This window comes from Peribacillus sp. Bi134, assembly GCF_918698065.1.
Taxonomy (GTDB): Bacteria; Bacillota; Bacilli; order Bacillales; family DSM-1321; genus Peribacillus.
The window spans coordinates 75,282-100,088 of the sequence record NZ_CAKKLN010000012.1 but is presented as its reverse complement, the minus strand read 5'-3'; the positions used below and the strand labels follow the sequence as shown (position 1 = coordinate 100,088).

Annotated in this window: 28 protein-coding genes and 3 pseudogenes; 23 read left to right on the top strand and 8 right to left on the bottom strand. The window is 35.7% G+C overall.

Annotated features, from left to right (window positions below; all coding sequences use genetic code 11):
• Positions 1 to 102: 102 nt before the first annotated feature.
• A complete protein-coding gene (locus LQ188_RS23985) occupies positions 103 to 1,095 on the top strand; it encodes an NADP-dependent oxidoreductase (RefSeq protein ID WP_230178603.1) in 993 nt (330 codons plus the stop codon).
• Between the two features lie 141 nt (positions 1,096 to 1,236).
• On the opposite strand, the gene LQ188_RS23980 is transcribed toward LQ188_RS23985, so the two are convergent.
• Positions 1,237 to 1,587 carry a helix-turn-helix domain-containing protein gene (locus tag LQ188_RS23980; RefSeq protein ID WP_230178601.1) on the bottom strand — a complete coding sequence of 117 codons (351 nt, stop codon included), beginning with the start codon at positions 1,585 to 1,587 and terminating at the stop codon, positions 1,237 to 1,239.
• 147 nt (positions 1,588 to 1,734) lie between these two features.
• Here LQ188_RS23980 and LQ188_RS23975 point away from each other — a divergent pair, with 147 nt between their 5' ends.
• The 8 genes and pseudogenes from LQ188_RS23975 to LQ188_RS23940 all read left to right on the top strand — a co-directional run bounded on the left by LQ188_RS23975 (position 1,735) and on the right by LQ188_RS23940 (position 8,026).
• Positions 1,735 to 2,319 (top strand): NAD(P)H-dependent oxidoreductase, encoded by a 585-nt coding sequence (locus tag LQ188_RS23975; RefSeq protein WP_101226026.1) that lies wholly within the window; start codon positions 1,735 to 1,737, stop codon positions 2,317 to 2,319.
• 213 nt (positions 2,320 to 2,532) lie between these two features.
• Positions 2,533 to 2,976 (top strand): annotated as a pseudogene (locus tag LQ188_RS23970) (PhzF family phenazine biosynthesis isomerase); the annotation flags it as partial.
• 426 nt (positions 2,977 to 3,402) lie between these two features.
• The gene (locus LQ188_RS23965; protein ID WP_101226025.1) at positions 3,403 to 3,636 is read left to right on the top strand and encodes a cyclase; all 234 of its coding nucleotides are present in this window, start codon (positions 3,403 to 3,405) and stop codon (positions 3,634 to 3,636) included.
• 245 nt (positions 3,637 to 3,881) lie between these two features.
• Entirely contained in the window at positions 3,882 to 4,268 is a 387-nt protein-coding gene (locus LQ188_RS23960) for a DUF192 domain-containing protein (RefSeq protein ID WP_230178599.1), read from the top strand.
• 337 nt (positions 4,269 to 4,605) lie between these two features.
• Complete coding sequence (locus LQ188_RS27050) at positions 4,606 to 5,364, top strand: type II CAAX endopeptidase family protein (RefSeq protein WP_363320616.1); 759 nt, start codon at positions 4,606 to 4,608, stop codon at positions 5,362 to 5,364.
• A 229-nt stretch (positions 5,365 to 5,593) separates the two neighbouring features.
• Entirely contained in the window at positions 5,594 to 5,803 is a 210-nt protein-coding gene (locus LQ188_RS23950; protein ID WP_063235826.1) for a hypothetical protein, read from the top strand.
• A gap of 196 nt (positions 5,804 to 5,999) precedes the next feature.
• A pseudogene (locus tag LQ188_RS23945) lies at positions 6,000 to 6,728 on the top strand (DUF4272 domain-containing protein).
• A gap of 500 nt (positions 6,729 to 7,228) precedes the next feature.
• A complete protein-coding gene (locus LQ188_RS23940) occupies positions 7,229 to 8,026 on the top strand; it encodes a fumarylacetoacetate hydrolase family protein (protein WP_101226022.1) in 798 nt (265 codons plus the stop codon).
• Between the two features lie 355 nt (positions 8,027 to 8,381).
• Here the strand turns inward: LQ188_RS23940 and LQ188_RS23935 are convergent, their stop codons facing one another.
• Both LQ188_RS23935 and LQ188_RS23930 read right to left on the bottom strand, forming a co-directional pair.
• On the bottom strand, positions 8,382 to 8,570 hold the full coding sequence (locus tag LQ188_RS23935) for a TetR-like C-terminal domain-containing protein (RefSeq protein WP_157831179.1): 189 nt from the start codon (positions 8,568 to 8,570) through the stop codon (positions 8,382 to 8,384).
• Positions 8,571 to 8,731: 161 nt separating this feature from the next.
• Positions 8,732 to 9,728: pseudogene (locus tag LQ188_RS23930) on the bottom strand (zinc-dependent alcohol dehydrogenase family protein).
• 331 nt (positions 9,729 to 10,059) lie between these two features.
• On the opposite strand from LQ188_RS23930, the gene LQ188_RS23925 reads away from it, so the two are divergent.
• The 7 genes from LQ188_RS23925 to LQ188_RS23895 all read left to right on the top strand — a co-directional run bounded on the left by LQ188_RS23925 (position 10,060) and on the right by LQ188_RS23895 (position 14,114).
• Positions 10,060 to 10,599 (top strand): N-acetyltransferase, encoded by a 540-nt coding sequence (locus LQ188_RS23925; protein ID WP_230178597.1) that lies wholly within the window; start codon positions 10,060 to 10,062, stop codon positions 10,597 to 10,599.
• Between the two features lie 209 nt (positions 10,600 to 10,808).
• Entirely contained in the window at positions 10,809 to 11,066 is a 258-nt protein-coding gene (locus LQ188_RS23920; protein ID WP_230178595.1) for a hypothetical protein, read from the top strand.
• A gap of 64 nt (positions 11,067 to 11,130) precedes the next feature.
• The gene (locus tag LQ188_RS23915) at positions 11,131 to 11,613 is read left to right on the top strand and encodes a GNAT family N-acetyltransferase (protein WP_230178593.1); all 483 of its coding nucleotides are present in this window, start codon (positions 11,131 to 11,133) and stop codon (positions 11,611 to 11,613) included.
• A 334-nt stretch (positions 11,614 to 11,947) separates the two neighbouring features.
• Positions 11,948 to 12,391 carry a GNAT family N-acetyltransferase gene (locus LQ188_RS23910; protein WP_230178591.1) on the top strand — a complete coding sequence of 148 codons (444 nt, stop codon included), beginning with the start codon at positions 11,948 to 11,950 and terminating at the stop codon, positions 12,389 to 12,391.
• A 23-nt stretch (positions 12,392 to 12,414) separates the two neighbouring features.
• A complete protein-coding gene (locus tag LQ188_RS23905) occupies positions 12,415 to 12,945 on the top strand; it encodes a PepSY-associated TM helix domain-containing protein (protein ID WP_230178589.1) in 531 nt (176 codons plus the stop codon).
• Positions 12,946 to 12,959: 14 nt separating this feature from the next.
• The gene (fosM, locus tag LQ188_RS23900; protein ID WP_101226015.1) at positions 12,960 to 13,382 is read left to right on the top strand and encodes a FosM family fosfomycin resistance protein; all 423 of its coding nucleotides are present in this window, start codon (positions 12,960 to 12,962) and stop codon (positions 13,380 to 13,382) included.
• Between the two features lie 36 nt (positions 13,383 to 13,418).
• The gene (locus LQ188_RS23895; RefSeq protein WP_230178587.1) at positions 13,419 to 14,114 is read left to right on the top strand and encodes an amino acid racemase; all 696 of its coding nucleotides are present in this window, start codon (positions 13,419 to 13,421) and stop codon (positions 14,112 to 14,114) included.
• Positions 14,115 to 14,295: 181 nt separating this feature from the next.
• On the opposite strand, the gene LQ188_RS23890 is transcribed toward LQ188_RS23895, so the two are convergent.
• Positions 14,296 to 15,012 (bottom strand): DUF4386 domain-containing protein, encoded by a 717-nt coding sequence (locus tag LQ188_RS23890; protein ID WP_101226013.1) that lies wholly within the window; start codon positions 15,010 to 15,012, stop codon positions 14,296 to 14,298.
• A gap of 534 nt (positions 15,013 to 15,546) precedes the next feature.
• Between LQ188_RS23890 and LQ188_RS23885 the strand changes: the two genes are divergently transcribed.
• The 5 genes from LQ188_RS23885 to LQ188_RS23865 all read left to right on the top strand — a co-directional run bounded on the left by LQ188_RS23885 (position 15,547) and on the right by LQ188_RS23865 (position 19,672).
• Entirely contained in the window at positions 15,547 to 16,161 is a 615-nt protein-coding gene (locus LQ188_RS23885) for an undecaprenyl-diphosphatase (RefSeq protein WP_230178585.1), read from the top strand.
• Between the two features lie 450 nt (positions 16,162 to 16,611).
• Positions 16,612 to 17,121, top strand: a complete 510-nt coding sequence (locus LQ188_RS23880; protein ID WP_230178584.1) for a DinB family protein — start codon at positions 16,612 to 16,614, stop codon at positions 17,119 to 17,121.
• Positions 17,122 to 17,454: 333 nt separating this feature from the next.
• Positions 17,455 to 17,628 carry a hypothetical protein gene (locus LQ188_RS23875; protein ID WP_169803995.1) on the top strand — a complete coding sequence of 58 codons (174 nt, stop codon included), beginning with the start codon at positions 17,455 to 17,457 and terminating at the stop codon, positions 17,626 to 17,628.
• Between the two features lie 381 nt (positions 17,629 to 18,009).
• A complete protein-coding gene (locus LQ188_RS23870) occupies positions 18,010 to 18,537 on the top strand; it encodes an RNA polymerase sigma factor (protein ID WP_230178583.1) in 528 nt (175 codons plus the stop codon).
• Positions 18,521 to 19,672, top strand: a complete 1,152-nt coding sequence (locus tag LQ188_RS23865; protein WP_230178582.1) for a DUF4179 domain-containing protein — start codon at positions 18,521 to 18,523, stop codon at positions 19,670 to 19,672. The genes LQ188_RS23870 and LQ188_RS23865 overlap by 17 nt, the downstream gene beginning before the upstream one ends.
• A gap of 354 nt (positions 19,673 to 20,026) precedes the next feature.
• Here the strand turns inward: LQ188_RS23865 and LQ188_RS23860 are convergent, their stop codons facing one another.
• The 4 genes from LQ188_RS23860 to LQ188_RS23845 all read right to left on the bottom strand — a co-directional run bounded on the left by LQ188_RS23860 (position 20,027) and on the right by LQ188_RS23845 (position 22,624).
• Positions 20,027 to 20,566 carry a hypothetical protein gene (locus tag LQ188_RS23860; RefSeq protein ID WP_230178581.1) on the bottom strand — a complete coding sequence of 180 codons (540 nt, stop codon included), beginning with the start codon at positions 20,564 to 20,566 and terminating at the stop codon, positions 20,027 to 20,029.
• A 90-nt stretch (positions 20,567 to 20,656) separates the two neighbouring features.
• Positions 20,657 to 21,067: a cupin domain-containing protein gene (locus LQ188_RS23855; RefSeq protein WP_230178580.1), complete on the bottom strand. Its 411-nt coding sequence runs from the start codon at positions 21,065 to 21,067 to the stop codon at positions 20,657 to 20,659.
• A 33-nt stretch (positions 21,068 to 21,100) separates the two neighbouring features.
• The gene (locus LQ188_RS23850) at positions 21,101 to 21,847 is read right to left on the bottom strand and encodes an SDR family oxidoreductase (protein ID WP_101226007.1); all 747 of its coding nucleotides are present in this window, start codon (positions 21,845 to 21,847) and stop codon (positions 21,101 to 21,103) included.
• Between the two features lie 18 nt (positions 21,848 to 21,865).
• The gene (locus LQ188_RS23845) at positions 21,866 to 22,624 is read right to left on the bottom strand and encodes a carboxymuconolactone decarboxylase family protein (RefSeq protein ID WP_101226006.1); all 759 of its coding nucleotides are present in this window, start codon (positions 22,622 to 22,624) and stop codon (positions 21,866 to 21,868) included.
• A gap of 222 nt (positions 22,625 to 22,846) precedes the next feature.
• Between LQ188_RS23845 and LQ188_RS23840 the strand changes: the two genes are divergently transcribed.
• Together LQ188_RS23840 and LQ188_RS23835 are read left to right on the top strand one after the other, a co-directional pair.
• Positions 22,847 to 23,392 carry a TetR/AcrR family transcriptional regulator gene (locus tag LQ188_RS23840; RefSeq protein WP_230178579.1) on the top strand — a complete coding sequence of 182 codons (546 nt, stop codon included), beginning with the start codon at positions 22,847 to 22,849 and terminating at the stop codon, positions 23,390 to 23,392.
• Between the two features lie 647 nt (positions 23,393 to 24,039).
• The gene (locus LQ188_RS23835) at positions 24,040 to 24,684 is read left to right on the top strand and encodes a hypothetical protein (RefSeq protein ID WP_101226004.1); all 645 of its coding nucleotides are present in this window, start codon (positions 24,040 to 24,042) and stop codon (positions 24,682 to 24,684) included.
• Positions 24,685 to 24,807: the final 123 nt, after the last annotated feature.

Below are 24,807 nucleotides of genomic sequence, written 5' to 3'. Positions count from 1 at the left end.
TTATTTAATATGAATATCCTATCTAGGGATATTCATAATCTTTTTTCTTAGGTTCGTTATGAAAAGATACATGTGCGTTAAATAAAAATGTGGAGGATTGTAATGAAAGCTTTAGCAATTGAAACCTACGGTAAAAATCCAAATTTTTTAGACTTCCCTATGCCCAAAATAAATAATGACGAGGTCTTAGTTGAGATATATGCGGCAAGTATAAATCCTCTTGATACAAAAATTCGAAAAGGTGAATTAAAATTATTATTGAAATACAAAATGCCGTTAATTTTAGGAAACGATTTTTCTGGAAAAATTGTCGAAGTAGGTACTAGTGTCACGAAGTTTAAAGTCGGTGATGAGGTATATGGTCGACCTAGAGCAAATAAAATGGGAACTTTTACTGAATATATCTCTGTCAACCAAGAAGATATTGCATTAAAACCTAAAAATTTAAGTTTTGAAGAAGCCGCCTCCATCCCTCTAGTCGGATTGACATCCTACCAAGCTTTACATGATATTCTGCGAATTGAAAAAGGACATAAAATATTAATACATGCAGGATCAGGGGGAGTAGGAACATTTGCTATCCAACTTGCAAAACATATGGGTGCTTTTGTCGCAACTACAGCTAGTGATGGTAGTGATTTGGTAAAATCTCTTGGCGCTGACGAAGTTATTAATTACAAGACAGAAAAGTTCGAACATTCTATTCGTGACTACAACGCAGTTCTTGATACCATTGGGGGGGCGACGTTAGAGAAATCATTTGTAACATTAAAAAAAGGAGGAAAGATTGTTTCGATATCTGGAATCCCGAATGGTCGCTTTGCTAAAGAAAACGGATTTAGCTCATTAAAACAAACCTTATTTTCCATTGCAAGTTATAAACTTACGAAGCTAGAAAAAAAATATAATGTCCAATACACGTTTCTTTTTATGAAGCATAGTGGAGAACAGTTGAAAATTTTAACAGAAATGTTAGAGTCAGAAGTAATTAAGCCTATACTTGATAAAATTTTTATTTTCGAAGATGCCCAAAAAGCATTGGAGTATGCAGAGACTGGAAGAGCAAAGGGGAAAATAATACTTAAATTGAAATAATCAGTCTTATCTAACAAACCTGTAGAAAGTGTTTGTTTTTTTAACTTATCGAGGTTGCTAATAGAACTAACGGGGCAGGTTAGTTTAAGATAAACCATGCAAACATAATTAAAAAGAAAAAGCTAAAGATCAGTATAGGCTTTAGCTTTTTCTTAATTCCTTATATTTTTTCCCCCACTCGCCCATACTCTCAAGTATAGGAATAAAACTTTTCCCTAAAGATGTTAGCGAATATTCTACCTTTGGAGGAACTTCTTTATATACTTCTCTGTGAACCATTTGGTCTTCTTCCAATTCTCTCAACTGACGTGTCAGTATTCCTTTTGAAATATCAGGTATAAGCCTTTGGAGTTCATTAAATCTTCTTGTCTGTCTGCTTAAATGCCATAAGATAATTATTTTCCATTTTCCTGCAATTATGTCTTGAGTTTCTGTAACTGGACAAACCTCTATTTGGTCCTCTGGAGGTTCACCAAACCTACTTCGTGCCATAATCAATACCTCTCTTTCTTGATGGTACTATTTTTGTGACTATGTTATAAAAAAGTGACTACTTTTAAAAAAACGTCTAACACTATAATATTAGATTACGATTAGTAATCAAATAAAAGGTTATTAAATATTTGGAGGTTATTTTAAATGAAACATCTTGTTGTTTATGCACATCCAAACCCTGAAAGCTTAAATCACTCTATCTTGGGAACAACAGTCAATACATTAAAGAAAAATGGTCACGAAGTTGTTGTCCGTGATTTATATGCACTTGATTTTCAACCTGTACTTAAACCAGAAGATACAGCAGCTATGAAAGTAGGAAAAACTCCTGATGATATTAAAATTGAACAAGAATTTATTGCTGAAGCAGACGTAATAACATTTATTTACCCTATTTGGTGGACAGGTCTTCCAGCAATTCTTAAAGGATATGTAGACAGAGTATTTGCATTTGGGTTTGCTTATTCTGCTGGACCAGAAGGTGTAATTAAGTTATTAGAAGGTAAAAAAGGTTTTATCATCAATACACATGGTACTCCTAATGAGCTTTACGATGAAATCGGTATGACAGCAGGTTTGAAAGTCACTTCTGATATTGGAATATGGGATTTTACTGGAATTGAACCTGTGGACCATTTACTGTTCGGAAGTATTGGATACCTAGATGAAGAAGCATATAAAGGTATGTTAAAGAAAGTTGAAGATACAATTAATTCCCATTTCGCATAAACACATACAAAAATAATAAAAGACTACTCATAATTGGGTAGTCTTTTATTATTTTTGAAAGGGTTCTTATTTCACTTATGGGTGCGTTAGTTCTTTAAGAGCTGTGACGATCACTCTTTTTCTTGTGGAGCTAACGGGGTAATATTTAATATAATAAGAATTATAGATAGTATAAAGGACCGGAAATTCACTATATTAAAGGTGGGAAATGACATTGCAAGAAAGTACCGATTATATCAAATTGATTCATTTACGAAAGAAAAGTTATCGGGTAATCCTGCTGGCGTAATTACAAATGCAGAAGGTCTATCTTCGGGTGAGATGCAAAGGATTGCTAGAGAGCTTAACAATTCGGAAACGGCATGTATATTTAAATCAGACAATAGCGAATCTGATGTACATATTCGTTTTTTTACGCCAACTCATGAGGTGCCCATCTGTGGACATGCGACGATTGCTGCCCACTATGCTCGTGCAGTTGAAAATAGTTTAAATACAGGTAAAGTTTATCATAGAACTGGTGCCGGCATTTTACCAGTCGATGTGATTAATGAAGATAATGATTACAAAATTATAATGACGCAGGGTAGTATAAGTTTTGGTGCGGTGATTGACGGTCTAGCTTTAGAAAACATATTTACAGCTTTCAATATTGCGGGAAATGCTGTAATCGTATTTAAGTCCGAGTTATTACTTGAATAGCCATTCAACGTGCGTTAGCTTGAGAGCGAAGCTGTCTTGTCTTAAGGCAGCTTTTTAATGGTTCAGATTAGCTTAACCTGGACCATATAAACATTATTGTGGCGTATTTAGATTTTGTGCCCTTAATAAGCTTACAACTAACTCGAGGTTGAGTGAATAATTTCTTGTTACAAATACTATTAGTTTTCTTCTTTCAATAAGGAAGGTTGTTGAAGCAGCCTTTTTCTATAGCACTATCGGGGCAGCTTAGTTGAAGAAGGTAATTGTCTTTTTCGTCTAGAATATGTCTATTGAGAACTGTGGAGTAAAAAAACCTGTTTTGCCAAAAGGCTAATTTATCAATGCAATTGCAGTATCAATCAATATTTAGGAGGGGTTCAAATGGATAAAAGAGTTCAATTTGACTTTGAAATAGAGTTTACTAATGGCGGTGGGCTTCAAGGGCAGGAATTCCGCCTTGATATTGATGGAGATGACATTACTGACCAAGAGTTAGCTAAGTATATTGTAGAGGATATGAGGTTACTAATGGTTGGGGAAGTTAAGATATTTAATAAAAAAATAATTAATGAAAAACATAAACGAAAACCTGTTGATGAGAACTCTGAAAAGTAATCGACTTCTTCAGCTAACAAGTGCGTTAGCTAAGATTGGAGCTGCCTTTAAGGCAGCTTTTTCTTATGCAATAAACGAGGTTGTTGAACAAACCTACATATATATTGTTGCAGTGTTTATTGAAAACGAAGAATTAAATTTAAAACCATAGAATAAGTATTAGATGGTAAAAGGGATTTCCTTAGTTATTTTTTCTTCTTTTGAATTTCTTTCCTGCTTATAAAACTACCCTAAGGTGAGTGAACATGAAAAATAGAATAAAAACAAAAATGATAAAAATACTCAGCGGAAACAGGGAAACTAGAATAACCGTTCAAGTTGCAGATACTCAAAGAAAAAGAGATAAGGGCTTAATGTTTGTTGGGAAATTACCCGAAAACGAGGGGATGTTATTTGTGTTTCCAGTAAAAATATATGGTGGCTTTTGGATGAAAAACACATTAATTCCTTTATCTATTGCTTTTCTTGATTCAGATGGGGAAATTCTAAAAATACTACATATGGAGCCTTGTAAAGAAGATATATGTCCTACCTATGATCCAGAAATTTCTTATCACTATGCAATTGAAGTGAATCTTGGCTGGTTTGAAAAGAATCAAATTAAAGAAGGGGATTATGTAAGATTTTATTGAAATTCATCTCACCTTACCTCTAGTTTTAGTAGTGAGGTGATTTTTTAGGTAAAATTACTGAAAAAAGGGTGCATTGGCTGAAGGTAGGAGCTGTCTTTAAGGCAGCTCTTTCTTATGCTGCTATTGGTCAGTTTATAGGAGTGCCATTTGATCTTTGTTCAAAGCTCTTTTCATAATGCTTATTGATTTTAAGTAACATGAGGGGTAATTTACTTTTTATGGTATTGTAAATACAGGGACTTATTCAGCTAAAGAGCAGTTATTACAAACGTTTATCTGAAACGATTGAATTGTGCTTTCTTAAGGGGGGATTAGCATAAATCGCTCACGGACCAATATGTTTCTCTTATTTTTGGCAATCCTATTTTTCGCAGGTATTATTCTTTTTTCATATAGGTTGTTTGTTTGGGGATTATTGCCACTCATATTCTTGCTTATTCTCTACATCTCACCTAATAAATACCGTTCATCAGTTTCTCTGTTCATTTTCTTCTTATTAGGTACATTGGTGTATCAACTCGGAAGCAGCTATATCAATGAATGGAACATATCCAAAGAAATGAAAATCATAATAAACAGATGTTTACTTATGTTCATTATGATTGGAACAATGATTTCACTATTGTTGTCTAAGCAGAAGATATTTTTCTACACACTATTACCAGATTGGCACAGGCGTATCACAATGCCGTTTCATACAATTAAATTACCGTATTTTTTACTTATTGGGCTAATGGTATCGAGCACATTACTTATACCATTATTTAGTCAAGAAATGAGCGATTTAAAAACAGTATTACTTTTCGGTATATTGTTTGCCATCATAAACGCTACACTTGAAGAAGTAATTTGGAGAGGTATTATGTTATCTAGTTTAAAAAGAAATGTTTCCACCTTTTATGCTGTCGTAATAACCAGTATCGGGTTCGGGCTACTACATATATCAATTGGAATTCCTGTATTAATAAGCTTACTTTTTTCTTTTGGGGGGCTTTTTTATGCAATCGTAGTTTTAAAGAGCGATAGTATATATCCATCCATAGTTTTTCACATTGTTATCAACTTGGGTATGGTTTTCAATGGATGGATAATTTGAACTTATCCCATACCGGGTTCTTAATGAACTACCGGGTGCTTTAGCTGAAAAATCGGAGCTGTCTTTAAGGCAGCTTTTCCTTTTTGCAACTTCGGGGCAGATTAAGATATATCCATCTGTTTAATTGAGTGCCAGCTCATGTTATAATGAATAGCTTACGATAATTACTGTTTCTGAACGGATGCCAGAAAAGCCTCCGCATAGCGATAAAATATGGAGGTGTAAGAGAATGAATAAACAATGGACGATTGGTAAAATTAAAGAATTTGTTGAGAACAATTCGGAAAGTAAGTTGCTGACGACGGAATATCACGGTTTTTCTCAAAAGTTACTATTTAAATGTACATGTGGCAGCAACTTTGAAAAAACATTCAAGAAATTCAAAAATAATAACCAACGTAAATGTGATGTGTGCCAACCGCCTAAAGCGGCACGATAACATATAGTGAATAAACCGAAGTGCTAATTTCTATTAAAGAGAAGTTGGCACTATTTTTATTTTGAGAAATAAAAGTGGATTTCACTAAAGGGGAGTTTAGACGAATAATCCTTCTGGAACTACCGGGTGCTTTAACGGAAGATCGGAGCTGAAGCTTTTTCTTTGTGCAACTAAATACCCAGGAAAGTTGAGTAGCATGTTACAAATAAAAGACGGTTTGCGGAAATTTTTTCAAATAATAATTTTAAAGAAGCGGGATCAGCTAATAGTGAGGTGCGGAATGAAAAGTTCGAAAAAGAGAAAAAAACAATCCGAAAAAATATTAAAGACCCTAAAGGTACCAATAAATAAACATTTACCCTTAACGGAAAATGAAGAAGAAGTTTCCCTTAGAACAAAGGAAGAAATTATAAACAGAATTATTTCATTAGCAATAGTCTCAGCAAAAGCCATGGAGGCTCCGCCAGAAAAAATTGAGGAATTTATTGAAAGGTATAATGCTAATGAATTATTCACAGAAGAGGAACAAAATTTTTAAAAGAAAAAACAACCTAATCAGAACGAGCTGATCCAATACTCTTGGAAGTTAGAATGTATTTGGCTTCTGCTTTGGTCTGTAAATCTAATATCAGATATAGATGTCCCAGCCGATACGTGCAATGCTGAATATGTTTTTGAGAAGGTTTTTTCTCTTCATTCTAAACAAGAGCTGCTTGGTGAATCCACTTTAAAACCAACCAGTGATATATTAGATAGTCTTGATTTTATATATAGGGCACATTGGGCGGTACGAGAAGCCCAAATAAATCATTTGGAAGTTGCATCATCTCTAGATGAAGGCGTTGTATATGAAAGGCACTACACTCTTAATTGGCTAGTGAATTATATGGATCAAGAATGGGAGGAAATAAGTACAGATACATAAAAGCTGCAATACATACTTTTTTGCTCCTATATCAGGGTTAAATGTGAAGTTATCCACTTAATCTAACAGGTAGGAAGGTTGCTCAGGCAGCCTTTTTCTTATGGCACTACGGAGGCAGGCTAGCTGAATAAGGGACGAATTACCAGTACAAAAGTTTTGATATTTTGAGATAATCAATAAGCACCAAGACTTTGATTTGTGCTTGGTTTTAGGTATGTATAAAATTAAGTGAACATTTCATGGGGAATGTATACTAGGTCTATCAATCGGAATATTTATGGCCTAAGGCAATACACAGATAAAATTACATATAAATTGTAGGTTCCATAAAATAAATAGTTAAATAACTTAAGCTTAATTAACTAAAGGTCGGTTTAGTTGAAGAGTGAGTCGCGACGAGAGCTCTTTTTTCACGTAAAAGAACAGGCATGTTATAGTATAGGAGAACCGGATTTTATATGATCTGTGGTAATCTTAATCATCAAAGGAGTTTATTCATAATGCATGTGCTACAAAAAACACAAAAAATAGTTCGCTATCAGAATCAACAGGGCAAAATACATTACGGTATTGTTGAGGATGACATGATATTACAACTGTCTAGCAGTTTTGCTGAACTTGTCAACAAGGAAATAAAGTATGACGGGGTCGAGCTGAAATATAGTGACGTGAAAATCTTGGAACCTGTAAAACCATCGAAAGTGGTTAATTTCGGCTGGACATATGCAGGTCATGCGAAGGAAACGGGTGGAGAGGCAAACCTTGTTGAACCATTTTTATTTTTAAAGCCATTATCTTCACTTATTGCAGACAAGGAGAATATTATCCTTCCTCCAAACGAGCTATCCAATCAAGTGGAACTTGAAGGGGAAGTGGCCCTTGTCATTGGAAAGCGCGGAAAAAACATCAAAGAAGAAGATGCGCTTGATTATGTATTTGGATGCACGATATTTAATGACGTCACAGCAAGAGATCTAACAAAAAAAGATCCGCAGTTTACGCGGGGCAAAGGATTTGATACATTCGGACCTTTGGGACCGTGCATCGTTACCGGGGTGGATCCTACAAATTTAAGGATTGTGACCACTTTAAACGGCCGTGTTGTCCAAGACGGAAATACCAATGAAATGTCACTAAGCATTCCTTTTCTAATCAGTTGGCTTTCACAGGTAATGACACTGGAGCCCGGTGACATTTTGGCTACGGGTTCACCATCTGGCAGCTGCACGATCAAGTCGGGGGATGAAGTCGTTGTTGAAGTCGAGAATATCGGTCGGTTATGTAATGGTGTCCAGTAAGATTTGCTGGATTTCCTAATAAGTTAACAAAGATCAGAGCTGCCTTTAAGGCAGCTTTTTCTTATGCATCGGGGCAGGTTAGTTGAAGAAGAAAGTTTGTTGCAAGGGAGAAAAAAATGATGAAAATAAAGAAAAAAACCGTTCAGTTTTCTGAACGTAAACACATTTTAGGTTTGTTAGAAAAATTAATATAAATTACGGTTTTTATACCAAAACCCACTAAAAATAAGCCGGTTAATTTTGGAAAATCTTCTGGGATTTTTTTACCCATTTTTTACGTACTCTAATAGATATACAAGAGTTAGTAACCATGATGCAGAGAGCAAAGGTTTAGTTGCATTTTATAAATGATTTATTAACTTTCTGCATTTAGCCCCCTATGGTGAAGCAAAGAGAATTGTTTCGCTAGAAAAGTTGGTGTATATGGCATATCATTTTGGAGCCACGAAACGATTGTACCTATTAAAGCTGAAGTTTCATACCATATCAATATATCTTCTTTTACGATTTCAGTTACATGGGATCGTCTCCCGCTTTCATCTATCCTAGTAACTAGGAACTAATTGAATTTTTCTTGAAGTATAGATCAGTGGAATGTTGAACTAGTGGATGTTTTACGGTAATAAAAAATAAAAGCAGACGAAACAGAGAGATCTATAGAAATTCTCTCTGTACCTCTGCTTTTGAATGAACATTAAAATAAAATCACCAATTATTTCTCAAAATAATTTTTCCCATCGCCTTGCCTGACTCCAAGTACTCATGGGCTTTTGAGACTTCTTCAAACGTAAACTTGTTTGGATCCACAAGCGGGCGCAGCTTACCTTCCTCAACCACACTGGCAACCTGCTTCAAAATTTCTCCATATTGCTTATGCATGTCCTTGTTTAATATCTTCAACAACATAAAGGTAACATGTAGGGAGAGCCCTTTTGAATGCACGGGGGAGAGGTCATGAGTGGAACGGGCAGCAATGGCTGCTACTGTTCCATGTACCGCGGCTGCCTCAAAAGAGCGATCAAGGTTTTCTCCGCCTACCGTGTCAAAAACAACGTCAAAACCTTTTCCGTCTGTATATTTTTGTACATAATTTGTGAACGCTTTCTTCTCGATAATTAATAGTTACATCTGCACCAAGACGCGTGCCAATCTCCAGTTTCTCTTGCGAAGAGGCAGTTGTATAGACTGTTGCGCCTCCCCATTTGGCTAGCTGAATGGCAATGTGTCCTACACCCCCGGTGGCTGCATGGATCAGTATATTTTGTCCAGGGACAAGATTTGCCCGATTAAATAAAGCTTCCCATGCTGTAATGGAAACTAGTGGTAAAGCAGCGGCTTCTTCCATCGTCAAGTTTTTCGGCTTGTGAGCAAGTAAATCAGCATCTGCAAGCATGAACTCTGCAAGTGCACCGCCAGTCCCTTTAAAACCACCCGCGCATCCAAACACTTCATCGCCAACTTTAAACTCAGTCACTCCTTCACCCACTGCAGATACCAAACCTGCGACATCACCATGTAAAACGGCTGGGAACTCGGGGGAAACGGCTGGAACTGCACCAGCACGGACTTTCGTATCAATAGGATTTACACTTGAAGCCCTGACTTGAATAAGTACATGTCCAGGTTTTAGTTCGGGTTTTGAAATCTCTTCAAGCTGAAATACCGATGGATCACCAAAAGATTGAATAATTTGTGCTTTCACTTTAGTCACTCCTATTTATTTTTATGGGGAATGTTTCATTAATGCATAATGAAAAGTAAGAATATTTAGTCTTTGTTTGTAAAATCAATGATACTGTATCTACTATAAAATTAACAGTTACACACATTATTGTTTAATAGAATAAAATTTGTAATATAGTATACTGACTTTATAATTTGAACAGGTGCTATAAGGGAGTTGCATTGGCAACATAGTTGAAGAGTGCTCTTTGACCTTTATTCAACAATTAGGCCAGATAATTGATAAAGGAATTCTGGAATGATTGTAGAATCTTAGAACAAAGAGGTAGCTGTATAGTGGAGGTGTATTAATGGAGATAAGACCAGTAGAAAAAGAGGAATATAGTTTTATTGAAGACTTTGTATATGAGATATTCAAAAATACCACTTATTCAAATGGATTAGCTGAAAAAGCTTTGGTGAGAGAGATCCGGGAAAAACACTATTATATTCCAGAGCTTGATGTAGTTGTTGAGGAAGAAGGGGCGATTATACGTCACTTTATCCTTTCAAAACTTCCAATTAGCGATAGGTATGAAAATGAAATATTGATGTTATCACCAGTTTCGGTGGCAATTAATAAACAACGTCAGGGTATTGGTACGTATATGTTGCAGGAAGGTATTAGATTAGCTGCTAAAATGGGGTTTAAGGGAATTATTGTTGAAGGAGATGATCGATACTATCAACGCTTTGGATTTAGAACATCAACTGAATTCGGAATCTATGCGTCCAAGAAAAATCCTCCACCTTCTGTTGAGAATTTAATGGCTATGGAGTTGTGTGAAAATGGGTTGGAAAATATTTCAGGTGAAGTAGATTATTCGATATATACTGCATTGACACATTGACAGTCATATCGATACTGTACAAATTCAAGATTTTGAGGAAGTTAAGCCATGAATCGTGGGTTAATCAATCTTTCACTAAAGGGCGATTCTTTAATAAGAATCGTTTTTCTTTATGAACTAACAGGTGCTTACTTCATTACCAGGAGCTGATCAGCAGCTCCTTTTTTGATGCAATAATATGGTAAAATGAGTAAAAAAGGAGGGGCAATATGAAAGTGGTTCTTCAAGCAATTATAGGTTCAATTTCCATTCATATAATCTATGTAGTCATTATGATGTTAGTCGGTTATATAAAAACAAAAAACTATAAACCGGATATTGAGAATGCATGGGGAAAAGTAGAAAACCTCCAAAACCAGGTAGAGTTTGTGAGTGTTACGCCCCCTAATTTTTATGTTTTATCATTTTTAGGAGTTTCAGTAATTTGCGGAATTGTAATTTTATCGTATGAAAAGTTAATGAACTAACGGGGGATGTTAATTATTGAATGAATTTCGTGAAAATGGACTTAATGATTAAAGGGGGAGAAGGATGGAAATTCGTTCAGTGAAAGGGGCAGATTACTATGCCATATCTCCGCTAATCAATGAGTGGTGGGGCGGAAGGCAAATGTCTGATATGCTACCGAAATTATTCTTTGATCATTTTACAAATACAAGTTTCATAGCCGAAAAGGAAGGGGAAATAGTCGGTTTCCTAATAGGGATTCTATCTCAATCTCAACCTGATGAGGCTTATATTCACTTTGTCGGAGTGCATCCCGAATACAGAAAAAATGATATCGGCAGACAGTTATATAATCAATTTTTCGATGTCGTTTATCAAAATGTCCGCAATGTTGTCCGTTGTGTAACGTCTCCGGTCAACAAATCTTCAATCGCCTATCATACTAAGATGGGATTTGAAATGGAAGAGGGAGATACATTCATTGATGGTGTTTCAGTCCACTCTGACTATGACGGACATAAACAAAATAGAGTTTTATTCATGAAACAGTTATCAAATTATTCTTAATGAACTAAGGTCGACCAGTAAAAATCCGGTTGACCTTTTTTATAGAATCCACTAAGGCAGGACTGTCAGCAAAAGCGTTTTTTATTCATTCTTAATGCTGCCTAGAATGCCTTGCAATACCTGCTTTTTGTAATATTTCTCTTTAGAGCCTCATAAATTATCTAATCTGCGCATTGTATGCCCCCTTCATGATTGACTGGTTTTTTTTGTGATTTTCTGCTTCTTAGGCAGCTCTTCTTTTATGGTCCTATAGGGACAGGTTAGTTAAACAAGGATAAGATATAATTTGGATTAATATACAAAATTTTAATGAAAATAGAAGGGAAGCGTGAAAATGACAGAAATGGTACCGCTGACGTCGGAAAATTTGGAGCTATGCATCGAGCTCTACATGAACGTTTTTAATCGTGAACCATGGAATGAAAGGTGGACATATGAAACGGCTAAAGAGAGACTTTCCGACTTATTGCATACGCCTAAATTTCTTGGCTTTTTATTTCATATTGATCACAATCCAGTTGGTTTCATTGCTGGAAATAGTAAGGTGTCTTATCAAGGTTTAACTTATTATTTGGCAGAGCTTTGTGTGAATAATGAAATGCAAGGCAAAGGGCATGGCTCAAAAATGCTTCGTTCTTTAGAAGCTGAACTGCAGAAGAGAGAGATTAAAAGTCTATATTTATTAACGGCTAATGACGGTCTTGCAGAAGCATTTTATCTGAAAAATGATTATGTTGTAAATGAAGATAGGGTGGTTATGAAGAAAATTTTATTTTGAAAAGTAGTCAAGGGGTGATGGATTTGTCGAAATCTGTAAAGCTGTATCAATTAAGCCGAAAAATACATAAATGGACTGGTTTGGTTTTATCTGTTTTTTTTATGTTCATCGCAGTCACAGGCCTAGTACTTGTTTATATGATACCACTCGGAGTGGCTGATGAGTTAAGGACGGGGAAAGAGGCGAGTCCAGATCAAGCGATACCTATGGAGAAGGCCGTGTCCATTGCTACGTCTCAGGATCTTCCAGGTGCGGACTCGGTTGAAGATATATTTAGAATTGAATATAGACCAAGTGCAAATGTGTACCAGGTTCGCTTTAATAACGGACAAGGTGTTCAAATAGATGTAAGTACAGGAAAAGTGTTATCCACAAATCCAGATTACTCGACTTTCCTGATTACTTTGCATGATGGATCCTTCTTTGGCGATTGGTATAGATACAGTATCCTCACAATGACCGGTTTATCCTTAATCCTGCTGTCATTTTCCGGGTATTACATGTTCGGGTATCCTCTCTATAAGCGTCTAATGGCGAATAAAAGGCAATCTTAATATGAGGTGGTTATGTGTCTATAAAAGGTTTGAATCACTTTTTATTTTCAGTTTCTGATTTAGAGAGTTCCATAGAATTTTATCAAAAAGTTTTTGATGCGAAATTATTAGTTAAGGGGAGAAACACTGCCTATTTTGATTTGAATGGAATGTGGCTTGCCCTGAATGCAGAAAAAGATATTCCCCGTAATGAAATAAGCCAATCATACACACATATCGCTTTTTCCATAGAAGAAGCTGACTTTATGAACATGTACGAGAAACTAAAGCTATTGAATGTAAATATCCTGTCAGGTCGTCCAAGAGATGAAAAAGATAAGAAATCCATTTATTTCACTGATCCTGATGGTCATAAGTTTGAGTTTCATACAGGTACTTTACAAAATAGAATAGATTACTACAAACAAGAGAAAGCACATATGGAGTTTTTCGACTGATAAGTAAGCTATCTTCAGATGAAAAGGGGAATGTTCATGAAAACTATTGGCCTTATTGGCGGCATGAGCTGGGAGTCATCGTTAGAATATTATCGAATCATTAACGAAGAAGTAAAAGCCAAATTGGGAGGATTGCATTCAGCCAAGTGCATTTTATATAGCGTGGACTTTGAGGAAATCGAACGCTGCCAAGCTGAAGGGGATTGGGAAAGCTCCGGTAAATTATTAGGCGATGTGGCTCTGTCTTTGGAAAAGGCAGGAGCAGAAATGATTGTAATTTGTACAAATACGATGCATAAAGTGATTGAATATATTGAAGAAAAAGTCAGTTTACCGATTTTACACATTGCTGATTCAACGGCAAAACAAATTCAAATGTCCAAAATCAGTACGGTTGGTTTACTTGGCACTAAATATACGATGGAGCAAGACTTTTATAAAACACGAATTAAGTCTAATGGTATCAAGGTTTTGATACCAAACGATGAGGATAGAAAAGTCATCAATAAAGTAATTTATGAAGAATTATGTTTAGGGGAAATTCAACACTCATCAAGGGATTATTACAAAAAGGTAATCAAGGGGTTAGTTGATGATGGAGCGGAAGGAATAATACTAGGCTGCACAGAAATTGGATTACTAATAAAACCAGAGGATTCAGAAGTGCCATTATTTAATACGGCTGTAATACATGCCATTGAAGCCGTTAATATGTCATTAGAAAAATGTTAGACACGGTAATAAGGAAGGTTGCAGCAGCCTTTTTGTTTTGCAACTAAAGGGGCAGAGTATGTAAATATTAGGAAAAAAGACGTTTGGGAATTCTTCCAAACGTCTTTTATTTAATTAGCATTAACTCTAAAGGTAAGAAACGACTCTCCTTTAAGTTCAGATGATTAAATGGTGGTTGCCATCAGCTCTCGTTCGTTTTCTTGTATGCAGACATGGAAGCATACGCAGATTCATTGAACCCTTTAACGATGAGCCAAACTGCTAAAATCATTTCATTAGCTGCTACTGGCAGTGCCAAAATAGCACCCCAAACAGAAATTTGTTGAATTACACCGAACATTACTAACAGGGCACAAATAAAAACAAGAGTTGCCCCGGTCATACCTAAAATCGGGATAAACCTGGGTACGAGCTTGGTTTTATAAAATATATAACTGTACATCATCGTGTTTATACCCAACAGGAAGAGGGGACCAAGCATAAATGTCCAGTCATGTACTGCTTTTAATACTATACCTGAAGTTTGAAAAGATACGGTATCCGGGGCACCTGCTGCTACAAATTCGCGGCTTAAGGTCAACAGGGATAGTACGCTGATTACACCAATAGTGATGACAATCGCTTCAAGAAACCTGAAGCAAACATGCCAAAGAGCTATAGTTTCATTATACCTTCTTAAAATTGGAAACATTGTAGTTGCAGTACCAATCGCTGAAGCGACAAGAATTAATTCCATAAGCGCTCCAAGTGTCACCAGGTTGGCATGGTCAGACCCATTAATCAGATAATCCGGACCATTTAGGATAGGCTTGTATAAAATTAGACCTAATATTGCTGTAACTGCTGCAAGTATGAACAGAACCCCTACAATTATTGCGCTCTTTTTGGTAGTATTCATTTGTTCATCTCCCTTTTTAATGTATGGCGATAAGACTAATAACCGTTGGGTTACAAACAAATTTAATACTTCACTACTTGTTATTTATCATATTACTGAGCTTATTCCAATTATTACTCTATTAGAAAAATAGGCAGCTAATCGTAGCATTTCTGTTTTAACGTCATTACTGTTGTCAAAGTTATCATTTACAAAACCCTTATCTCAACTGTCGGCTACAGCTTAACTCCCAAAAGAAAGTCAATAACATTTGTATGTACATTCTTTAGAAGTGAAAGGAAAAGAAACGCTAATCAAAGCCCCCTTATCGAATAAGGGGTTCTGTTGTCATCAGACAAATGGGAATGAACGATTTTTTTATCTACAAGATGAACCATATTTGTATTTGAGGATTGAAATACATTCATTCTGAAAGTTGATGATGGACTTTCTGTCTGAAAGATGTAAAATATAGGTTTAATTGAAGTTCATCTTATTTACATAATGGATCTTAATAAAGGTTAAAGTGAAAAAACAATCAGGAGGAATTTTTCAATGGCTTTGTCCGAAATGAATAGTAAATTGTTTAGAATGATTAATGATCTAGGTAAACAATACCCCGATTCAAATCCATTTTTTGTATTCATAGCTGAATACATGATTTTTATCTTAGTATTGGCAGTCCTGATGTTTTTGTTTTCTCGAAGAAATAAAAATAGAATCATGGTAATCTGTGCATTTATTACACTAGTTATCTCGGAAATATTGGCCAAAATAGCAGGGCAGTTCCACTCGAATTATCAACCATTTGCTGAGTTGCCCAACGTTAATAAGTTAGTTGAAAAAGCAGTCAATAATTCCTTTCCAAGTGACCATACGATTATATTTTTTTCATTTTGTATAACCTTCTGGTTGTTCAAAAAGGGTTGGGGGTTTTTATGGGGAATTTTGGCTGTCCTTGTAGGTATTTCGCGAATTTGGGTAGGTGTCCATTATCCAGCAGATGTTCTTGTCGGAGCTATCATCAGTATCATTTCAGCCACGATCGTTTACAAAATTGTTCTTAAGTTAAGTCTTACTAAGAAATTTTTAGGAAATCAAGTAGAGGGCGAACAGTCCATTCTATCTGCCCTTTCCAAACAAAAGAAAGGTAAGTCAAAGGACTTTTAAAAAAGAGTTACCTAATATACTATTAAAATCATTACTTCATTACAATTGTTGATATAAATATTATTTCAAGAACCAAACGGAGCAGGGCAGAAAATGATGCATTTATCAAAAGAAAAACATTTTGATGTTCTTCTTGAAATGTATGAATTATTAGACATTAAGTTTTAAATTAACCATTCTTCGACTGATCCGGATAGTTTAACAAAGGGTTGCTGCGGCAACCTTTTTCTTTGGAACTAAAGGGGCAGGTTAGTGGAATAAAAAGTGAATTAATCCATTATTATCTGTATTATGTTAACTGCATAAATCAGTTGTACAGAGATAACAAAGTTGTTTAATTTGCAATTATTTTGCGGTAATGAAATTAAATATCAAATAAAGGAAATATCTTCCTAATAGTCGAATATTAGCCTAGAACCATAATTAACTATTCCGATGAGGAGGATTCTTGTGCGTCCACGACCATTATCTATTGAAAATCCAGAGTATGATAGGTATGTTAGTCTTGTGCCAGATGGAGATATTGAAGAAATACTTAGTAAGCAACGAACTAAGACCATTACCTTCTTGAGCAGCATATCAGAGGAGTCAGCAAGGAAGGCGTACGCACCAGGGAAATGGACTTTAAAAGAAGTGATTGGGCATTTGGCCGACGTGGAACGTGTGATGTCGTATCGAATGCTTGCCATTGCACGAAATGAAAGTGCACCACTCCCAGCAATGGATCAGGATCAATACGTTTCTGCGGCAAACTTCAACAAATTATCCTGGGAGCAGCTACTAGCTGGTTTAGACATGGTACGCTCCAACACGTTAAGTCTTATTTCAACCATTGATGATGCAGCGTGGGATCGTTATGGAACTGTAATGAACAGCCCAGTTTCGATAGGTACCTTTGCGTATGGCATTGTCGGGCACGAGTTACACCATATGAAAGTGATTAGTGATAAATACTTATAAGTCTTTTTCTATTAATGAAAAAACCTAATTTCTCATTTAATGCTGAGAAATTAGGTTTTTTAATATTGAAACTTCCTTAACGTTGTAAATCCGCATTTTCCTGACGCTACTGTACAGAGATAATAAAGTTGTTTAATTTACAATAAAGTCATTTAAAAATAATAATGTTGTTTAAAAACCCTTATGTCACTAACAGGGCAGGTTAGTTGTATACGAACTGTGCATATTCATATTTATTAACTTATCGATTTCCTCTCTTTCAAAAGCTGAATAAAAAGCACTTTCTATTTAACTTTTCTAGAAATATAATGAAACGGAAAGGAGGCAATAAGAATGAAACATAATTCTATGCACCAATGGCATAAAGAGCATAATAAACGGGTAGCAGAATTTCACAAAAAACACGCTGCTCAAGTAGCTAATGGAGAAAACGGAAACGGTTGGTTAGCCAAGCTCGAAACGTCTTTTTTTAATAAAGTACTTGTTCCTCTTAAAGTTGTGAAATAACATCTTTTTTTCTGCTCCTGCTTTTTGAGGAGCAGTATTTTTTGATTTTATATAAATACTTGAGCAGTATTTTTTGATTTTATATAAATACTTTATGACACAGTATGTGTCAACTCTGCAATAAGTCTTATAGAACTAACAGGTGCTTTAGCTGAAGATCGGAGCTGTCTTTAATGGAACTATCGGGACAGGATAGTTCCATAAGGATACTAATATTAGATCTAACGAGGAACTTATTTCTAAAACAACTGATAAACATCAGTTCTATAAAAACAAAAAGATCTCTAATCTAAACTTTTAGAGATTTTTTTATGCAAAAGCACAACTTTTATTTAATTATTACGTCTAAGTATTGAATTTAAGAAAAGGAGGGGTGGAAACTTGTCGGAGTACATAAAAGTAGAAATTGCAGATTGGTATGACCAACATAGTAAATCTATTTTAAGCTTTATTTTATTGATGGTTAAGGATTATCAACAAGCAGAGGATTTGACCCATGATACCTTTGTAAAAGCGTACTTATATTATAATTCATTTAATCAGCATTCCAGTGAAAGAACATGGCTATTCAGTATTGCTCACAACTTAACGGTGGATTTTTTAAGAAAACGTAAACCCAGCAGGTTCTTTAAAGAAGTATTTCTTTTGCAAAAGGATAATAACTCATTGCCTGAAGAAATGATTCGAATAAAAGAGGAATCATCTGAACTATATAAAGCGTTAGGGGAAATCAAAGATACATATCGAAAGGTGATCGTTTTAAGAAAAATCAAAGGTTTTTCTATTGAGGATACAGCAAAGATATTGAGTTGGTCTGAGAGTAAAGTTAAATCGACTCTTTTTAGAGCTATTCCAGCATTAAAAAAACAACTAATAAAGGAGGGGTATTTGGATGAAAAAACAATATGAAGATACTGATTTAGATATCTCCTTAAAGAAGTTAAATGCCGATCTACTGTGGAAAACAAAGAAAAAACAAAAACTGAAAAAACGAATCATTTCTGATATTGAAAAGTTGGAGTCCCGAGAGAGAAGTAAAATTCCCCTCCTATCAACTAGTATCAAAAAAGTAAGTTTGATAAGGAAAATTACATACTCTGGTATCGCGTTGATCATATTATTGGGTTTATTTATTGGCTCAGCTTTTATTTCTCCTGCAATGGCAGAGGTTGTATCAAAAGTCTCTTTCATAAATCAAATTGTGCAAAGCTTGAAGGAAACGGATGACAGGAAAGGAAAGCTAGATGCTTTATATGACGAGATATCTAAAAAGTTAAACGAGAATAAGGAGTATAAAGGAAAAGTAGAAGTTGGAATGTCATGGCTTTTTTCCTCTGAGCCCCCTTCATTCACTGTTTGGGTAGAGGATGAAGATTTTAAACAAGAACATGGGGATGAAATTAAAGATATTATTTTTAAATGCGCTAAGTCTTATAAAATTGATGAAGTTGAGATTGTATTAGAAGTACGGGATAAAGTTGAACCAAGTGAAAAAAATATAGAATTAGAGAAACTTACCGATGAAATACTTACAATAACGCAAGAGGTTGTAGAAGAAAAGGGTTATACCATTTTAGCTAGTGGAGTAACTACGAACCCCAAAAAGGTTTCCGTTAAAGTGGGGATTGAAGGAACAGAGCAACATTACAAAGAAGTGAAGAATCAAATAGAAAAACATGTACATGATGTCATATATGCAAAAAAGCATGAGAAGTTTGAAGTTGAAGTCAAAAGAGAAAGTGAAGACGAAATTAAGGGTCAGAATTGGCAGCCTATTTTTACAGCAGTCATGGAAGAAACACATAAAAAGTTTAAAGAAACAAATGGTTTTGCCTACTCCTTTCATCCAAAACCTCTTGAAATCATTTTAAAGACTTCATTATCCAAAGGAGAGGAGACTGAAGAGCAAGCTGAAAGAATTGAAGAGTATGCAAGACAGGTAGTTGAAGTAAAAAGGAAGGAATTATCCGTTGAAGCAATACCATATAAAATCATTATACGTGATAAAGACCATAAGAAATTGTATGAGAAATTGCACAATTAAAATATATTGCTTCTTCAACTAACAGGTACTTTATTTCTCTATGGAGCTGGAAACAGCTCCATAGAGAAATAAAGGGGCAGGATAGTTTAAGTATATTTTTTAACAATGTTACTAAAAAAGCCCTGTTTAACAGGGCAATTCTTGACTAACTATTATTTAATTTGTTTTATTCCTCATCTATTGTTTTGTAACATAATTCATCCAAAACCCGCCATCATTCAATTTTTCTATTTCTTTTAAATAAAAATTTAATGGTCCTGCCTTTGGGAGATGAGAGCTAGATTCAAAAAGTGTCAAAGAGTTAGTTGAACCATCAGCTATTGGGACTAAGACCAAACTTAACTCATCAAACCCTCATTTAGAAACGCTCCGTTTAAAACGCCCCCGCCTTCCAACATTTTTGTCGATTGAAAATAATTTTTTAAACTTTTGAACTACTGCCATAAAATCTAATTGTTCTTTTCCACCGAAAATATACGAAATACCTATTTTTTGTAAATAAGCAAGATAAGCATCAGAGACTAGCTCTGTAAGAACTTCTACTATATGATCTTCTGTCCTATTCTCGCTCCATTCTGAAATGTAGTTTTTTGTCCATCCTAATTTCCCAGAAGCGTCTACTGCAATTGCATACGTTTTAGCATCTGTAGTTGCTACATAATCAGTTCTTGGTATTGACGGAATGTTTTCATGTGTTAAATCTAATTTATGTCCAAAGGTAAAGTTTTCCTCCATGGTAATCCTGCCACACATCCATGCTTTGCATCCGTAACGTTCATGAATTTTTTCATACTCGTCAATAAAATATTGGGTGCGTTCTTCTTCCAAATAATCCCCAATTATTTTCCCATCCAATGATGTCAGCATGTGGCATATTATATATGGCCTTTCCAAAGTATTCCTCCTTTCTATAAGAACACATCTTAATCCTAGGATTGATATAAAAAATGCCCTAAATAACAGGGCATTTTTTATCCTCAACTATTATTTTACTTTACTGTATTCCTCATCTGTTACTGGTTCCAACCATTCCGGTGTACCTGCAGTGATTGCAATGTGTTCAAACCAGCTATCTTTTGTAGCACCATGCCAGTGTTTTACACCATCGTGGGTGACAATAACATCTCCAGCTTTTAAGAATTGAGCAGGTTTACCTTCTTCTTGGTACCAACCTTCGCCACCAGTTACTAATAAAAGTTGGAATCCATCACGATGAATATGCCAGTTATTTCTGCATCCTGGTTCAAAGGTCACATTCCCTACACCAACACTCACTTTAGGGTCAGCAATTAATGATTTAAGATAACTTTGTCCCACGAAATATTCTGCATATGCTTCATTTTTCTCACCCACTGGGAAAATGAAGCCATTTTTTACTTCTTCATGTTTTGCCATTTTAACTCCTCCATGAAACTATATTTTTTATTATTAACCTACTTGAACTGTGGGGCGTATAATCATTTCATTAATTCCTACATCAGATGGTTGTTCAATGGCAAAGGCTATTGCACGAGCGATACGGTCAGAATCGATGGCAGCTTTGTAAAATTCATCTAATCCTGCTTTCATTGCTGGGTCTGTTGTAGTTTCTAACAATTCGCTTGTAACAGCTCCAGGAGAGATATTTGTTACACGGATATTCGTGCCACTCATTGCTTCTTCTTGGCGTAAACCTTCAGAAATGGCTTTTACAGCAAATTTAGTACCACAATATACCGTTCCACCAGGGTAGATGTTATGTCCAGCTACAGAAGAAAGATTAATAACGTGACCTGATTTGCGTTCTCTCATAGATGGAACGATAGCAGCGATAGCATACAATACACCTTTGACGTTAACATCAATCATCATATCCCATTCATCAACTTTATTTTCTGCAAGAAAAGCTTGTGGCATGATTCCAGCATTGTTGACTAGCACATCAATTTTTCCAAACTCATTAAGAGCATACGCAGCGAGTTCTTCCATCTGTTGACGAGAAGTAACATCTGTTACTTTATAAATAGCTTGTCCACCATTGTTTTTAATTTCATCTTGTAATTTCTTTAAACGATCTTCACGACGAGCTGCAAGTACCAACTTTGCACCTTTAGAGGCAAGTTCTTTTGCAGTAGCTTCTCCAATCCCAGAAGAAGCACCTGTAATAATGACAACTTTATCTTGAATATTTGACATAATAAATAACACCCTTTCTTAATTTTCAGGAATAATTTCGTTCACACATGTTAATGCATTCAATGTCCTTGGAAAACCTATATATGGAAGGCAGTGGGTGATTGCGGTGATTAAAATTTCCTTATCATTGTCCACATTTTTGTTGCCCTGCACATGTGCTTTTACTTGACCTTCAGCACCACCTAAAGCAGTTATGATACAGAGTGTTAACAACTCTCGTGTTTTCAAATCAAGTCCGCTCCGGGTGTAGAAGTCTCCGAAGCAAAAAGAGGAGAGATAATCCTGTATGTGCTTTTGATTTTCTGGTGCGCCTTCTCTCACTTTTGCAATGACATCACCAAAAATCTCTACCTGTACTGAAAGTCCCTTGTCAAAACGATTATCTTCAATAACATTCTTTTGGCTTTCAATTGGTAACGCAATATTCTTGGATTTGAAAACCTCATTGACTTCATTGATAGCATTTAACGTTTTCGGGAATCCAATGTACGGAGCACATTGGTAAACAGCCTCTTTGATCTCTACAGCTGTTAGCCCCACATTCAGTGCAGCACTAACATGTGCTTTTAGTTGGGGCAATGTTTGATTGGTCGCAAGAACCACCAGGGTAATCAACTCACGCATTTTATCGTCAAGGTTACCTTGACGATAAAATACTTCCCCGAAAATGAAATGGCTTAGAATGTCCTGAAAATCAGGATCAGTAGCATGTGCGGCAGTTACTCCCTCACCAAATAGCTGTTTGAACTTTTCCTGGCTCTTTTCAACACGGTCCATAACTAAACCCCCTCTTTGGATTTAATTAACTCTTCTATTATTCCAAGGTAGTAAAATTTGATGTGTTAGTAAATCATATATTGATGCGGTATCGCACATCTGTATATAATGTAAAATGAAAAGAGGATGTCTGCAACAATCAAAACGCCAGGATTTGTGCGTTATTGCACAAGTTAATTGAAATTGTGCGATAATTTTTAAGAAAGTTTGGTGAAAACTACAATGTCAAGGGTAGATAGAAGAGTACAAAAATCCCAAGAAGCAATAAAAAATGCTTTTATTGAACTAATGTCTGAAAAAAGCTTTGATCATATTACGATACAGGATATTTCCGACAGAGCAAATGTCGGTCGCAGAACGATTTATGACCATTACATGGATAAATTTGATTTACTGGATAAGCTTATTGAAGAACATATTAACGAACTAAGGATACTGTGCGAATCGGCATCTGAATTGAATTTTGTCGAGGGAAATCTGATTTGGTTTGAATACTTTGAACTTAATAGTTCATTCTTTTCAACAATGTTAGGGAGTAAAGGAGCCCCTGCTTTTCGTAGTCATTTCCTGGAATTTGTAATCCAAGAGTTAGAGGGTGAAGTAGATGTAACTGAAGGGAAAAATCAAGGTTTAAGTAAGGATTTAATTCTTAAATTCTTTGGAGCAGCTATAGTAGAAATAGTAGAAGCGTGTTTCACTAATGGATTATCAGAACCGACTCAAGTCGTGGCAGAACAAGTGGGGCTTTTGTTAGATAGGAATTTATAGTTAAAGGATAGTTTCTCAGCAGCGTCGATTTAAAGTAGAAGTGTAAAATTAAAAGGCTGACAGTTTTTAAAAAATCACTGCTTGAATAGGTGCGGTGAACCGTATCATAAATAAATGACAATGCCATTTGGTACCAAGGTTTTATATTCGTTCTTCAGTAATCGGGCGCGATTCTTGAATAGACTTTATAGTGGGTAATTAAAGATGCACAACTGACTGGGAAAACAATCTTTACTAATGACTTCTTATTTTCTTCAAGTAATTTTATTCATTTTGATGTACCAAGAATTTTGCTAAATGTTTTTTATAAAAATAATTTGGACCAAATACAAATGTTTACTAGATCCCGAAGGGTGGACTGACTATTTTTCTTAAAGTAACGTGTTAAATTGTTTTGCGATTTGAGCCATAGTTACTAATTATTTTTCCAATTTGTAACCCTCCTATCTAGGGAATGGAATATTATATTAACTTCTCCGGCAGTTCTGCAAAAACCTACCACCTTAAGGAACTTCTTTATATACTTCACTGTTAATCATTTGGTAACAACTTTTGATTTGGATAGATCATCTTGGGTTCATTTAATCTTGTTCATTTAACCTTCTTAATCTATAGTAGATGGATATATAAGGTGTAGAGGTGAAGAGATGGCATTGCGGCTATTACGGTATTTTATTTTTTTTCTTGGATTAACTTTCTTTGGATTAGGGAATGCGATTGCGGTGAATGTTCAATCCTTGGGGCTGCATCCTTGGGAGGTTTTAAACGTCGCCCTGTTCGAGCGGTTCGGGTTCACAATTGGTACGTGGAGTGTCATGTGTGGTTTAGTACTTGTGTTGATCACCTTTGTCGTGGATAGGAAGTATATTAATATTGGTACCTTTCTAAATGCCTTGTCAATCGGCCCGATCATGGATTTCTTTTTGCATCTCGACATTCTTCCTCATGAAACTGGGCATTGGTGGTTGAATATACTCATCTTGTTGATGGGTATCATCATAACCGGAATTGGCGGAGGAATTTATGTGGCTGCGGGAATTGGGGCTGGTCCTAGGGATGGTTTCATGCTTTCCGTTTCGGAAAAAACCGGGTTATCGGTCAGTTGGGCAAGAATCGTTGTCGAGAGCCTCATCTTGATTATCGGGTTCATCCTTGGAGGTCCAGTGTTTATTATGACGTTTGCATATACCTTTATTCAAAGCCCGATCTTTCAGTTTTCCATGAAGCTGATGCGCTCCTTTATCGTTAGTTTGGAGCAGAAGAGAAAGGGACAATTTGAGATTCCGTTATAATTGGAAGGAGGATGTCCTTTGGTCACCTCCTTTCGTGCTCTTATTCCACTAACGGGTGCTTTACTTCATTATCAGGAGCTGATCAGCAGCTCCTTTTCTTATGCAACTATCGGGTCAGGTTAG